Origin of the sequence: Klebsiella michiganensis, from assembly GCA_000963575.1 — a bacterium.
GTDB classification, from domain to species: Bacteria; Pseudomonadota; Gammaproteobacteria; order Enterobacterales; family Enterobacteriaceae; genus Cedecea; species Cedecea michiganensis_A.
Genome location: CP011077.1, coordinates 3422675 through 3434829 on the forward strand (window position 1 = coordinate 3422675; position 12155 = coordinate 3434829).

Genomic DNA, 12155 nt, shown 5'->3' on the forward strand with positions numbered 1-12155 from the left:
CCAACGAAGCACGCGCGGGGTAGAATGCGTGTCAAAGAGTCATAAGGTGTCGCCATGAGCAGAGAAGATAAAAAACAAGAGCAAGCCGCGCGCGTTGCCTGGATGTATTACGTGGCGGGAATGACGCAGCAGGACATTGCCCGCGAACTGGGAATTTCCCGCCAGGTCGCCCAGCGCCTGGTTTCTTCCGCACGCGAGCAGGGTATGGTGACGGTGAAAATCGCCCATCCGGTCGCCCGCTGCCTGAAGCTGGCGCAGCAGGTCCGGGAACGTTTCGGGCTGGAAATCTGCCGCGTGGTACCTTCGGAGGGGCTGGGCGACGAGGCCATCCAGCAGATGCTGGCGGTGGAAGGTGCTGAGGTGATGTCACAGTTTATCGCCGACGAGCAGCCGCAGGTCTTCGGCATTGGCTCCGGGAAAACGCTGCGGTCGATCATCGACGTGCTGCCGTGGGTAGAACGCCCGCAGCATCACTGCGTATCAATGATTGGGGCGATTGCGCGCGATGACTCGGGTACGCGCTACGACATGCCGCTAAAAATGGCGGAAAAAATGCAGGGCAAATATTATTTCATCCCCGCCCCTCTGTACGCCGACAGTGAAGAAGACCGCGACATGTGGTGCCGGCATAAAGTTTACCAGCGTGTGACCGACCGGGCGCTGGCGGCTAACGTCGCGTTTCTCGGCGTTGGCGAGGTGGACATCGGCTGCCCGCTGAACGCCGAGGGTTTTATTACCGACGAGCAGGTCAACATGCTGCACGGCCAGGGCGTTGCCGGTGAAATGCTGGGGCATTTCTTTGACCACGACGGCCAGCGCGTTTACAGCGAGCTGGATGCCCTGCTGACCAGCGTGCCGCTGCAAAGCGATAACCCGCGTAAAATAATCGCCTTCTCCGGCGGAGAGCGGAAATTTGCTGCCATCAGGGCGGCATTGACTGGCCGCTGGATGTCAGGCCTGGTGACGGATGAAAGTACGGCGGTGAGGTTGTTGGGCGAGGCGTGATGCGTTATTCACCCTAACCCTCTCACAGTGGGAGAGGGTTAGGATGTGGGATTACTTCAACGATCCGGAAAGGAACTGCTGCAGGCGGGCGCTTTTCGGGCTGCCAAACAGCTCGGCCGGGGGCCCTTCTTCCTCAATACGCCCCTGATGCAGGAAGATAACGTGGCTTGAGACGTGCCGGGCAAAGTCCATCTCGTGGGTGACCACCACCATGGTTTTCCCCTCTTCCGCCAGCTTCTGCATAATACGCAGCACTTCACCCACCAGCTCCGGATCCAGCGCCGAAGTTGGCTCATCAAACAGCAGCACTTCCGGCTCCATCGCCAGCGCGCGGGCAATGGACACGCGCTGCTGCTGGCCACCGGACAAATGCACCGGGTATTTAACGTACTGACGCTCATCGATGCCGACTTTGGCCAGGTACTTAATTGCCCGCTCTTTTGACTCCTGCTTGCTCAGGCCAAGCACCTGAATGGGCGCTTCCATCACGTTTTCCAGCACCGTCATGTGGCTCCACAGATTGAAGTGCTGGAACACCATCGTCAGCCGGGTACGCAGCAGGCGCAGCTGGTTTTTGTCGGCCACTTTGAGCTGGCCGTCTTTGTCACGCACCAGATTGATGTTCTGGTTACTGACCACAATCGTGCCTTCGCTGGGTTTTTCAAGGAAGTTAATGCAGCGCAAAAAGGTACTTTTGCCCGAGCCAGACGAACCGATAATGCTGATTACGTCCCCGGCATTAGCCTTCAGAGACACCCCTTTGAGCACTTCATGTTCGCCGTAGCGTTTGTGCAGATCCGTTACGTTTAATTTAATTTCAGCCATCAGAAGTCACTCAGTGCGAAGCGGGTTTAACGTGCTGCAGCCAGCGTTTTTCCGCTTTGCGGAACAGGCTTATCAGCACATAAGAGATAATCAAATACAGCACGGCCGCGATGCCAAACGCCGTAAACGGCTGGTAGGTTGCGGAGTTAATATCACGGGCAATCTTGAGCAGATCCGGCACCGTGGCGGTAAACGCCAGCGCCGTAGAGTGCAGCATCAGGATCACTTCGTTGCTGTAGGCCGGCAGCGCAATACGCAGCGCGGAAGGCAGAATAATACAGCGGTACATTTTCACTTTTGAAAAGCCGTAAGCGCGCGCCGCTTCAATGTCACCATGCGGAACCGAGCGAATGGCGCCAGCGAAAATCTCCGTGGTGTAGGCGCAAGTGTTCAGCGTCAGCGCCAGCACGGTACAGTTTAGGCCGCTGCGGAAGAAAGCGTTGAGCAGCTCCGTACCTTTGACAATCTCCAGCGTGTACATCCCGGAATAGAACACCAGCAGCTGCACGTAGAGCGGCGTGCCGCGAAACACGTAGGTAAAGAGCCAGATAGGGAACGAAATAAACTTGTTGCTGGACACACGCCCGATGGCGAGGAACAGCGCCAGAATCCCGCCCATTACCACGGACGTAATCAGCAGCCAGAGCGTAATGGCTACGCCCGTATAGCGGTAGCCGTCCGTCCACAGCAGCGACTGCCAGTAGTCGTGAATAATATCTATCATAGCTCGGCCCTCTTCACGCCAACGGAATAGCGGCGTTCAAGCCAGAGCAGCACTCCGTTTGAAACCGTTGTAAAGACCAGGTAGATAATCCCGGCCACAATCGCGAAGTAGAACGGCTGCCAGGTGCTTTTCCCGGCGAGCTGGGTGGCCTTCACCACGTCTTCCAGCCCAAGCAGAGAAACCAGCGCGGTTGCTTTCAGGATAACCTGCCAGTTGTTGCCAATTCCCGGCAGGGCATAGCGCATCATGGCCGGGAACAAAATACGGCGGAAAGTTTGTGAGCCGGTAAAGCCAAAGGCGGTGGCCGCCTCAATATGGCCTTTCGGTACGGCAAGATAGGCACCACGGAAGGTTTCGGTGAAATAAGCCCCGTAGATAAAGCCGAGCGTGATGATGCCGGCAATCATTGGGTCGATATCAAACTGCGCCATGCCTAACGCGTCGGTAATGCTGTTGAGCAGCATCTGCAGACCGTAGAAAATTAACAGCATCAGCACCAGGTCCGGCACGCCGCGAATCAGCGTGGTGTAGCCTTCAAACAGCAAAGCGAGCGGGCGATTTTTGGACAGTTTTGCGCCAGCCCCGGCAAGCCCAATCAGCACGGAAAGGACAACCGAGGCGAGCGCCAGCTCAAGCGTAACCAGAGCCCCTTTAAAAATTACTTCGGAAAAGCCATACAACATGGTGCGTATCCTGTCGTCAGTGTTTGCTGCTACTTATTGGGCCCCGTCTGACGCGGGGCCTTTGTCACCGGTAAGGCTTATTCACCATACACATTAAAATCAAAGTACGGCTTCGCTAACTTGTCGTAGGTGCCGTCTTTGCGCATCTCCGCAAACGCCTTATTCAGCGCTTCACGCAGTTCGTTATCTTCTTTACGCAGCCCCATACCGGTGCCAACGCCAAACAGCTTGTCGTCTTTTATGGACGGGCCGCCGAACTGATAGTTTTTGCCAACAGGCTGCTTAAGGAAGCCTTCGCTGGCGGCGACCTCATCCTGGAATGCGGCGTCAATGCGCCCGGCCGCCAGGTCAGCGTAAATAGAATCCTGCCCCTGATAGGAGACAATCTCGATGCCTTTTGGCGCCCAGTGCTCATTGCCGTAGGTTTCCTGCGTGGTGCCCTGCAGCACGCCGACGCGTTTGCCTTTCAGCGACTCAATGGTGGGTTGAATTGGGGAGCCTTTTGCCACCACCAGGCGAGAGTCCGCCGCGTACAGCTTGTCGGTAAACGCGATTTCCTGCTGGCGCTTCTCGGTGATAGACAGGGAAGACATAATGGCGTCGATCTTCTTCGCTTTCAGCGATGGGATCAGCGCATCCAATGGGTTTTCAACGAAGGTACATTGGGTGTTAATGCGCTTGCAGAGTTCTTTAGCCAAATCGATATCGAAACCGATCAGCTGGCCCTGAGCATTTTTGGATTCAAACGGCGCATAGGTTGGGTCCGTGCCAATCCGCAGGTTTTTCGGAATGGCAGCGAATGCTGTGGTCACGCTGGAAAACGCCAGCACCAGAGAAAGAGACAAAACCAGCTTTTTCATAATTATCCTCAATAGACTGTCCGTTACTTAAGGCTCACACCACTACGTTAACAGGGAAAACTTAGGCACCACGTTGCGAAAAAGCCGTTTTCGCACCATTAAGGTGCAGCCGGAACGGGGCCGCACCACTGCATAGTTATCCTGCCCGGCTAAGAATATATTCAAAACCGGGCTACAGACTACGGGATAAACTTATTCGCCGTAAACATTAAAGTCGAAGTACTTTTTCGCCAGTTTGTCGTAAGTCCCGTCTTTACGCATTTCAGCCAGCGCTTTGTCGAATGCGGCCTTCAGCTCGGTGTCATCTTTACGCAGGCCGATACCTGTCCCGTCGCCAAAGTACTTCTTGTCCTTCACCGACGGACCGGCAAAGGCATAGTCTTTCCCGGCAGGCTGTTTCAGGAAGCCTTCGCTACCGGCAACTTCGTCCTGGAATGCCGCATCCAGACGCCCGGCCGCGAGGTCAGAGTAAATCAAATCCTGGTTGGCGTAGGCCACCACATCGACACCTTTCGGGCGCCATTCGGCATTGCCGTAGGTCTCCTGAATTGAGCCCTGCAGCACCCCAACGTGCTTGCCCTTCAGCGATTCGAGGGTCGGTTGAATCGGGGAGCCTTTGGCCGCAATCAGCCGAGAGTCCGCCGCGTACAGCTTGTCGGAGAAGAGGATCTCCTGCTGGCGTTTTTCGGTGATCGACAGAGAAGAGATGATGGCATCAATTTTCTTCGCCTTCAGCGACGGGATCAGGGAGTCAAAGTCGCTGCCTACCCACGTACATTTGGTCTGAATGCGCTTGCAAAGTTCGTTACCCAGATCGATATCAAACCCTACAAAATCCCCTTTCGCGTCTTTGGAAGAGAATGGCGCATAGGTCGCGTCGGTACCAATACGGACGTTTTGCGGAATCGCTGCAAACACGCTGGCTGCGCTGGACAGACCGAGCAGTAAAGACAGTGCAAGAACCGACTTCTTCATACGATACCCTCAAGTTTGGCTTTCTTATTTGTGATGTCTTGTTGTGTGGTAATGCCTTTGCATACGGAGAGTTGCAGTTCTCATGCCACTTTTCCCTGCGTGGGAAAAAGTCGCTGATTTATGTTAATAAAACGTTGCAACTTCGCGCTAGTTTGAAAGATAGCAGGTCTGGGAAGCGGGACTAGAGGGGAAAGCGGTTTTCGTGGATTAAATCTTCTAAAAGCGATCGGCGTTGCAGATTTGCCCCATTATGAGGCAATCATTTTGTGATGCACCGCAGCAGTGCATTACTTGTGTTCGCCCCAGCGGATGAACAGGTCTTCAGGTAGCTCAAGGTCAAACTGATCCAGCACCCGGTTGACCGTCTGATCGACAATATCCTGCAGCGTTTGCGGGCGATGATAGAACGCGGGCACCGGCGGCATAATCACCGCCCCCAGCTCAGAAGCCTGAGTCATCAGGCGCAAGTGGCCGAGGTGCAGCGGCGTCTCACGAATGCAAAGCACTAGCGGACGACGCTCTTTAAGCACCACGTCCGCCGCACGGGTCAGCAGCCCGTCCGTATAGCTGTGTACGATGCCGGACAGCGTTTTAATCGAGCAAGGCAGCACTGCCATCCCCATGGTCTTAAACGAGCCAGAGGAAATGCTGGCGGCAATATCACGAGAATCATGCACGACATCTGCCAGCGCCTGAACGTCGCGCAGCGAGTAATCGGTTTCCAGCGCAAGCGTCTGGCGTGCCGCGTTGCTCATCACCAGATGGCTTTCTACCTCCGGTAACTGCTGCAGGATTTGCAGTAAACGCACCCCGTAAATGGCGCCGCTGGCTCCGGAAATACCGACGATCAGTCGTTTCATTGAATTTGCCCCTAAGAATATCTGGGCTGACTTTGCCGCAAGATGAGATGGGATGCAAGGCTGGCCGGGCGGGGAGGTGAAGGAAGAACATGCCTCTCCCCTTTTCAGGAGAGAGGCAAAGACAGGTTAGCCTTCGTTGTGCATCTCTAAGTTTTCCACTTCATTCTGACGCGCCAGCGCTTTGGAGTCGTCGTTACGCAGGGATTCGAGATATTGCAGATATTTGTGGTCAACGTCTTTCGTCACGTAGATACCGTTAAAGACGGAGCATTCGAACTGGGTGATATCCGGGTTTTCCACGCGAACCGCTTCGATAAGATCGTCCAGATCCTGGAAAATCAGGCCGTCGGCACCGATGATCTGGCGAATCTCATCCACTTCACGCCCGTGAGCAATCAGCTCGTTGGCACTCGGCATGTCAATCCCGTACACGTTCGGGAAACGAATTTCCGGTGCGGCGGAGGCCAGATAAACTTTTTTGGCGCCGGCTTCACGAGCCATCTCGATAATCTGCTCAGAGGTGGTACCGCGCACGATGGAGTCATCCACCAGCAGCACGTTCTTGTCGCGGAATTCAGCGCGGTTGGCGTTCAGCTTGCGGCGCACGGACTTACGGCGCAGCTGCTGGCCCGGCATGATAAACGTACGGCCCACGTAGCGGTTTTTCACAAAACCCTGACGGTACGGTTTCTCAAGAATGCGGGCGATTTCCAGCGCGATATCACAGGAGGTTTCTGGAATCGGAATGACCACGTCGATATCCAGGTCTTCCCATTCGCGGGCAATTTTCTCGCCAAGCTTTTTCCCCATCTCAACGCGCGCGCTGTAGACGGAGATCTTGTCGATGAAGGAGTCCGGGCGCGCAAAATAAACGTACTCGAACAGACACGGATTGCTGACCGGGTTGTCGGCGCACTGGCGGGTGAACAGTTGGCCTTTCTCGGTAATGTAGACCGCTTCGCCCGGCGCGATATCACGCAGGAACTCAAAGCCCAGGGTGTCCAGGGCTACGCTCTCGGAGGCCACCATGTATTCGGTGCGGCCGTCGCCCAGGTCGCGCTTGCCGATCACCAGCGGACGGATACCGTTCGGGTCGCGGAAGGCGACCATGCCGTGGCCGATAATCATCGCCACACAGGCGTAAGCGCCACGAATCTGGCGGTTAGTGGCGGCGATGGCGGCAAAAATGTTGTCTGCTTCCAGCGGATAATGACGGAAGTTATCCAGCTCGCTGGCAAAGATATTGAGCAGGATTTCAGAATCAGAAGTGGTGTTAATGTGGCGGCGTTTTTCTTCAAACAGCTTTTTACGCAGCTCGTGGGCATTGGTCAGGTTACCGTTATGCGCCAGGGTTATCCCGTAAGGAGAGTTGACGTAGAAAGGCTGGGCTTCAGAAGCGCTTGAACTGCCGGCGGTGGGGTAACGCACGTGGCCAATGCCCATATTCCCCTGCAGACGCTGCATGTGGCGGGCTTCAAACACATCGCTCACCAGGCCATTCGCTTTACGCAGACGGAAACAATTTAACGCGTCGATGGTGACGATGCCTGCGGCATCCTGGCCACGGTGCTGAAGCACCGTTAACGCATCATAAATCGACTGGTTTACCGGCATGAAACCGGCGATACCGACAATACCGCACATGTTGTCTTTTCCTCATTAAGCCACACCCCCCGCTACGATTAGCGGGGCAAGAAACTTGACGAGCTTTGCAGATAGTCAAAGAACCATCTGATGATGAAACTGAATTGCGGGATAAGCTGCGACTTTTGCCAGTCATCGCTTTTTGAAAAACCGGTAAAGGTATCCAGGAAGAACAGAATGGCGGAGACTATCAGTACGCCACGCAAGGCGCCAAAGCAGATCCCCAACACCCTGTCTGTACCCGACAGGCCGGTTTTTTGCACCAGCGCGCTAATCACATAGTTGACTATCGCACCGACAATCAGCGTCGCGATAAACAGCACCGCGATAGCTATCCCATTACGTACCAGTTCGTCTTCAAAGCCAGTGAACCAGACTGACAGATAAGTGTAGTAATGACTGGCGACAAAGAAAGCACATCCCCAGGTCACAAGCGATAACGCTTCCTTCACAAACCCACGTATTACGCTTACCAGGCAAGAAAAACCGATAACCGCAATGATGGCGTAATCTATCCAGACCATGAAAAAATCTCGTGATAAATTGCCCTGACGTCCAGTTCGGGGCGAATTCTAACAGAAAAAGAAAACGTTTGCGTAGGGATTTCCTTCCCGCGCGTAAATAAATAATGGCGTTGAAAAAAGCATCAACGCCATTAAAAAAGTGCCTGTTTTGCCCTCACCTTTTAGAGGCGAAGTGACGGTATGGCGTCATTTTTCCCCTCACCCTAACCCTCTCCCCAAAGGGCAAGAGAACCGCTCGGTGTCATAGCTTTCCCCCTCTCCCTTCCAGGGAGAGGGCCGGGGTGAGGGTCACACACCGCTACCGCGGCGAGTAGTTCATCACCACGCCGTTCAGGCCAGAAAGCGAATTCAGCTCGCCCAGCGAGGACTTCAGCTTATCTTTTGAGGCATCAGGCCCAACCAGAATACGGGTGATTTTCCCCTGCACAGGCGTTGTCGGCGAGGTGTAAACTTTGAACCCGGCCCCGCGCAGTTTACCAACAATTTCATTTACTTTGTCCGCATTTTTCAATGCGCCAAGCTGCACCACATAGGCTTGCCCGGTCGGCGCTTTGTCGGCTGGTTTTTCCGTCTTCGTCGGCTGCTCAGTCTGGTTATCGGCGGCAGGTTTAGGCTGCGGCTTTTCCACCGGCTTCGGCTTCGGTTTTTCCTGCACCGGCTGAGGCTTAGGCTGCTCGTGTGCGACGGGTACTTCGTCAACGCCCGCAGAGCCTTCATTCGGGATAGCCCCACTATTCAGCCCCGGCGGCACGGCAGCCCCCGCCCTTACCTCTTCAGCTGCGCCTTCTGGCGGCTGCGCCGGCAGAGCCTGGGTAGCCGCCGGCAACATATCAGGTTCATCGCTGTCTCCCGGTTTTGGCACCAAAGGAATCGCCGCGAATTCATCCTGATAATGTTTTTTTTGCCCGTCCAGCAGGCCCGGCAGCACAATGACGCCCAGCGCTACCAGAATAATGGTTCCGACTAATCGGTTTTGAAACTTACTCGCCACCTGCTCTCCCCGCGTCCAGTACTTCCATTACATGGGCCACCGTGTGAAATGAACCACACACCAGCACGGTATCTTCGGCCGTGGCGGACGCCATGGCTGCGTGCCATGCGTCCGCCACGGTTGCAAATGTCCTGCCTTCACCAAGATGGGCAATAAGCTGCTCTGCGCTTGCGCCTCGTGGCCCTTCCAGGGGAGCACAATACCAGTTATCGACCTGGGGCGACAAACAGGCAAGTGTTCCGGCTATGTCTTTATCATGCAGCATCCCGATAACCGCCAACACGCGCCCCCGTTCAGGCAGCGCCGCCAGGCGACCGGCAAGGTAAGCCGCCGCATGGGGGTTATGGGCAACATCAAGAATCACGCGAGGCGCCTGAGACACGACCTGGAAGCGCCCGGGCAGCGTGGCATGCTCGATGCCATAGCGTATCGCATTTTCACTCACGTTGAGTTTGCTGGCACGTAAGGCGGCCAGCGCCGTGGCGGCATTGGGCTGAGGAACCAGCGGCAGCGGCAGGTCTTTAAGCTCGCCGCTAGCGTCCCGGAACGTCCAGCTTGTGGCACTCACCTCATAATCCCAGTCAGCGCCGCGCCTCAGTAGCTGCGCGCCTTTCTCCTGGGCCACATCGGCAATCGTCTGTGGCATATCTGGCTCGCCCACAACCGCCGGGTTATCTCTGCGGAAGACGCCGGCCTTTTCCCGGCCAATGCTCTCACGATCCGGGCCCAGCCAGTCGGTGTGATCGAGCGCGATGCTGGTCACCACGGCCACGTCGGAATCCACAATATTGGTGGCGTCAAGGCGCCCGCCAAGACCCACTTCAAGAATCACCACGTCTACCGCCTGCTGCTTAAACAATAGCAAGGCAGATAGCGTTCCGTATTCAAAATAGGTTAAGGAAATATCTCCGCGAGCGGCCTCTATTTCGGCAAACGAGGCGGTATGCAGGGCTTCAGGTAACTCTTTCCCCTGAATGCGCACTCGCTCGGTGTAGCGCACCAGGTGCGGCGAGCTATAAACGCCTACCCGGTAACCGTCAGCCATCAGCGCGGTTTCAAGCGTACGGCAGGTTGTGCCCTTACCATTCGTCCCCGCCACGGTGAAGACAGTGGGCGCAGGTTTCAGTACATCGAGCTTGAGCGCAACGTTGCTGATCCGCTCAAGGCCCATATCGATAGTAGTAGAATGAAGGTTTTCAAGATAGCAAAGCCACGTGGCCAGGGGCGACGTGGCTTGAGGAATAAGGTCTTTGTCCATGATGCCCACTTAACATGCACATAAAGAAAAGGGCAGAGCCTGCTGGCCTGCCCTTAGTTGCGAATCAGGCCTCTTGACCCTGTTCCGGCGCTGGCGGAACCACAATCGGTTCACGCGGGGCTTCCGGATTTGGCGCCGGCAGATTCATAAACTTCGCCAGAACGCTCGCCAGTTTCAGGCGCATTTCCGGGCGACGGACGATCATGTCGATAGCGCCTTTTTCGATCAGGAACTCGCTGCGCTGGAAGCCCGGCGGCAGTTTCTCACGGACGGTCTGTTCGATGACTCGTGGGCCAGCAAAACCGATCAGTGCTTTCGGTTCGGCGATATTCAGGTCACCCAGCATCGCAAAGCTTGCCGAGACGCCGCCCATGGTTGGGTCAGTCAGCACGGAGATATACGGCAGACCGCGCTCCTGCATTTTGGCCAGCGCGGCGCTGGTTTTCGCCATCTGCATCAGCGACATCAGCGCTTCCTGCATACGCGCCCCGCCGGAAGCGGAGAAGCACACCATCGGGCAGTTATCTTCCAGCGCCTGTTCAACGGCACGGACAAAACGCGCGCCAACGACAGAACCCATCGAACCGCCCATAAAGGAAAACTCGAAGGCCGCAGCCACGACAGGCATACCGTGCAGAGTGCCTTTCATCACCACCAGTGCGTCTTTCTCACCGGTCTCTTTCTGTGCGCTAACCAGACGATCTTTGTACTTCTTGGAGTCACGGAACTTCAGCAAATCTTTTGGCTCAAGCTCGCTCCCCAATTCCACCATTGTGCCTTCATCTAACAGGCTATGCAGGCGATCGCGCGCCGACATACGCATGTGGTGATCGCACTTAGGGCAGACGCCAAGGTTGCGTTCCAGCTCGGCGCGGTACAGGACCTGGCCGCAGCTGTCGCACTTGGTCCACACCCCTTCAGGGATGCTCGCCTTGCGGGTGGGAGTAATATTGCTCTTATTGAGAATTCGTTCAATCCAGCTCATTGATGACCTTTCTGCTTGAACCTGGTCGATACCAGCTTTTCTGCGGCAGTTTTCCCTGCCCCAGACCATAAATGGTGCTCATTAAAACACAACGGCCCGCGACTTTGGATAAAAAAGTGGTCGAACCGCTGCCACGTATTATTTTGACTGCCGCGACGCAGCGCGTTTGTGGCGGATAACTTCCACCACGCCAGGCAGTATCGAAACCACGATAATTGCCACAATCAGCAGCTTCAGATTTTCCTGTACTACCGGCAGGTTACCGAACAGGTAGCCCGCGTAGGTGAACAGCAAGACCCACAGCAGTGCGCCGACGACGTTGTAGATCGCAAAATGGCGATAGGACATATGCCCCATTCCGGCGACAAACGGTGCGAAGGTTCGCACTATCGGCACGAAGCGCGCGAGGATAATCGTTTTTCCTCCGTGACGCTCGTAAAAAGCGTGAGTTTTATCAAGATAACTGCGACGGAAGATTTTTGAATTTGGGTTACTGAACAACTTCTCGCCAAACAGCCGTCCGATAGTGTAGTTCACCGCATCGCCGATGATGGCAGCAATCACCATCAAAATGACCATGTAATGCACGTTCAGGTCATTGGTTTCCAGCGAAGCCAGCGCGCCCGCCACAAACAGCAGCGAATCGCCCGGTAAAAACGGCGTCACCACCAGCCCGGTTTCGCAGAACAAAATCAGGAACAGGATAGCGTAAACCCAGACGCCGTATTGTGCCACCAGCTCGGCCAAATGCACGTCGATATGCAAAATGAAGTCGATGATAAAACGGATGAAATCCATCAAAGTATCCTTTCTTAAGCAGC

General features: G+C 55.4%; 13 protein-coding genes. 1 reads left to right on the forward strand and 12 read right to left on the reverse strand.

Annotation, left to right across the window (positions count from 1 at the left end):
- The first annotated feature begins 54 nt into the window (after positions 1-54).
- Positions 55-1005, forward strand: coding sequence for a DeoR faimly transcriptional regulator (locus VW41_15750; GenBank protein AJZ90370.1), 951 nt, complete (start codon positions 55-57; stop codon positions 1003-1005).
- Between the two features lie 51 nt (positions 1006-1056).
- Here the strand turns inward: VW41_15750 and VW41_15755 are convergent, their stop codons facing one another.
- The 12 genes from VW41_15755 to VW41_15810 all read right to left on the reverse strand — a co-directional run bounded on the left by VW41_15755 (position 1057) and on the right by VW41_15810 (position 12132).
- Positions 1057-1830: an amino acid transporter gene (locus tag VW41_15755; GenBank protein AJZ90371.1), complete on the reverse strand. Its 774-nt coding sequence runs from the start codon at positions 1828-1830 to the stop codon at positions 1057-1059.
- A 10-nt stretch (positions 1831-1840) separates the two neighbouring features.
- Entirely contained in the window at positions 1841-2554 is a 714-nt protein-coding gene (locus tag VW41_15760) for an amino acid ABC transporter permease (protein AJZ90372.1), read from the reverse strand.
- Positions 2551-3237, reverse strand: coding sequence for an amino acid ABC transporter permease (locus VW41_15765; GenBank protein AJZ90373.1), 687 nt, complete (start codon positions 3235-3237; stop codon positions 2551-2553). The genes VW41_15760 and VW41_15765 overlap by 4 nt, the downstream gene beginning before the upstream one ends.
- Before the next feature lie 77 nt (positions 3238-3314).
- Entirely contained in the window at positions 3315-4097 is a 783-nt protein-coding gene (locus VW41_15770; GenBank protein ID AJZ90374.1) for a histidine ABC transporter substrate-binding protein HisJ, read from the reverse strand.
- A 192-nt stretch (positions 4098-4289) separates the two neighbouring features.
- Entirely contained in the window at positions 4290-5072 is a 783-nt protein-coding gene (locus VW41_15775) for a histidine ABC transporter substrate-binding protein HisJ (GenBank protein ID AJZ90375.1), read from the reverse strand.
- A gap of 287 nt (positions 5073-5359) precedes the next feature.
- The gene (locus VW41_15780) at positions 5360-5932 is read right to left on the reverse strand and encodes a 3-octaprenyl-4-hydroxybenzoate carboxy-lyase (protein ID AJZ90376.1); all 573 of its coding nucleotides are present in this window, start codon (positions 5930-5932) and stop codon (positions 5360-5362) included.
- A gap of 126 nt (positions 5933-6058) precedes the next feature.
- Positions 6059-7576 carry an amidophosphoribosyltransferase gene (locus VW41_15785; GenBank protein AJZ90377.1) on the reverse strand — a complete coding sequence of 506 codons (1518 nt, stop codon included), beginning with the start codon at positions 7574-7576 and terminating at the stop codon, positions 6059-6061.
- 38 nt (positions 7577-7614) lie between these two features.
- On the reverse strand, positions 7615-8100 hold the full coding sequence (locus tag VW41_15790; GenBank protein ID AJZ90378.1) for a colicin V production protein: 486 nt from the start codon (positions 8098-8100) through the stop codon (positions 7615-7617).
- Between the two features lie 298 nt (positions 8101-8398).
- Entirely contained in the window at positions 8399-9091 is a 693-nt protein-coding gene (locus tag VW41_15795) for a cell division protein DedD (protein AJZ90379.1), read from the reverse strand.
- A complete protein-coding gene (locus VW41_15800; GenBank protein ID AJZ92003.1) occupies positions 9081-10349 on the reverse strand; it encodes a bifunctional folylpolyglutamate synthase/ dihydrofolate synthase in 1269 nt (422 codons plus the stop codon). The genes VW41_15795 and VW41_15800 overlap by 11 nt, the downstream gene beginning before the upstream one ends.
- A gap of 64 nt (positions 10350-10413) precedes the next feature.
- Positions 10414-11334 carry an acetyl-CoA carboxylase subunit beta gene (locus VW41_15805; protein AJZ90380.1) on the reverse strand — a complete coding sequence of 307 codons (921 nt, stop codon included), beginning with the start codon at positions 11332-11334 and terminating at the stop codon, positions 10414-10416.
- 138 nt (positions 11335-11472) lie between these two features.
- Positions 11473-12132: a hypothetical protein gene (locus tag VW41_15810; protein AJZ90381.1), complete on the reverse strand. Its 660-nt coding sequence runs from the start codon at positions 12130-12132 to the stop codon at positions 11473-11475.
- Positions 12133-12155 lie beyond the last annotated feature (23 nt).

Bases quoted from the DNA above. Each gene is read 5' to 3' on its own strand.
- VW41_15750 (AJZ90370.1), top strand. From the start codon at position 55: ATGAGCAGAGAAGATAAAAAACAAGAGCAAGCCGCGCGCGTTGCCTGG.
- VW41_15755 (AJZ90371.1), bottom strand. From the start codon at position 1,830: ATGGCTGAAATTAAATTAAACGTAACGGATCTGCACAAACGCTACGGC.
- VW41_15760 (AJZ90372.1), bottom strand. From the start codon at position 2,554: ATGATAGATATTATTCACGACTACTGGCAGTCGCTGCTGTGGACGGAC.
- VW41_15765 (AJZ90373.1), bottom strand. From the start codon at position 3,237: ATGTTGTATGGCTTTTCCGAAGTAATTTTTAAAGGGGCTCTGGTTACG.
- VW41_15770 (AJZ90374.1), bottom strand. From the start codon at position 4,097: ATGAAAAAGCTGGTTTTGTCTCTTTCTCTGGTGCTGGCGTTTTCCAGC.
- VW41_15775 (AJZ90375.1), bottom strand. From the start codon at position 5,072: ATGAAGAAGTCGGTTCTTGCACTGTCTTTACTGCTCGGTCTGTCCAGC.
- VW41_15780 (AJZ90376.1), bottom strand. From the start codon at position 5,932: ATGAAACGACTGATCGTCGGTATTTCCGGAGCCAGCGGCGCCATTTAC.
- VW41_15785 (AJZ90377.1), bottom strand. From the start codon at position 7,576: ATGTGCGGTATTGTCGGTATCGCCGGTTTCATGCCGGTAAACCAGTCG.
- VW41_15790 (AJZ90378.1), bottom strand. From the start codon at position 8,100: ATGGTCTGGATAGATTACGCCATCATTGCGGTTATCGGTTTTTCTTGC.
- VW41_15800 (AJZ92003.1), bottom strand. From the start codon at position 10,349: ATGGACAAAGACCTTATTCCTCAAGCCACGTCGCCCCTGGCCACGTGG.
- VW41_15805 (AJZ90380.1), bottom strand. From the start codon at position 11,334: ATGAGCTGGATTGAACGAATTCTCAATAAGAGCAATATTACTCCCACC.
- VW41_15810 (AJZ90381.1), bottom strand. From the start codon at position 12,132: ATGGATTTCATCCGTTTTATCATCGACTTCATTTTGCATATCGACGTG.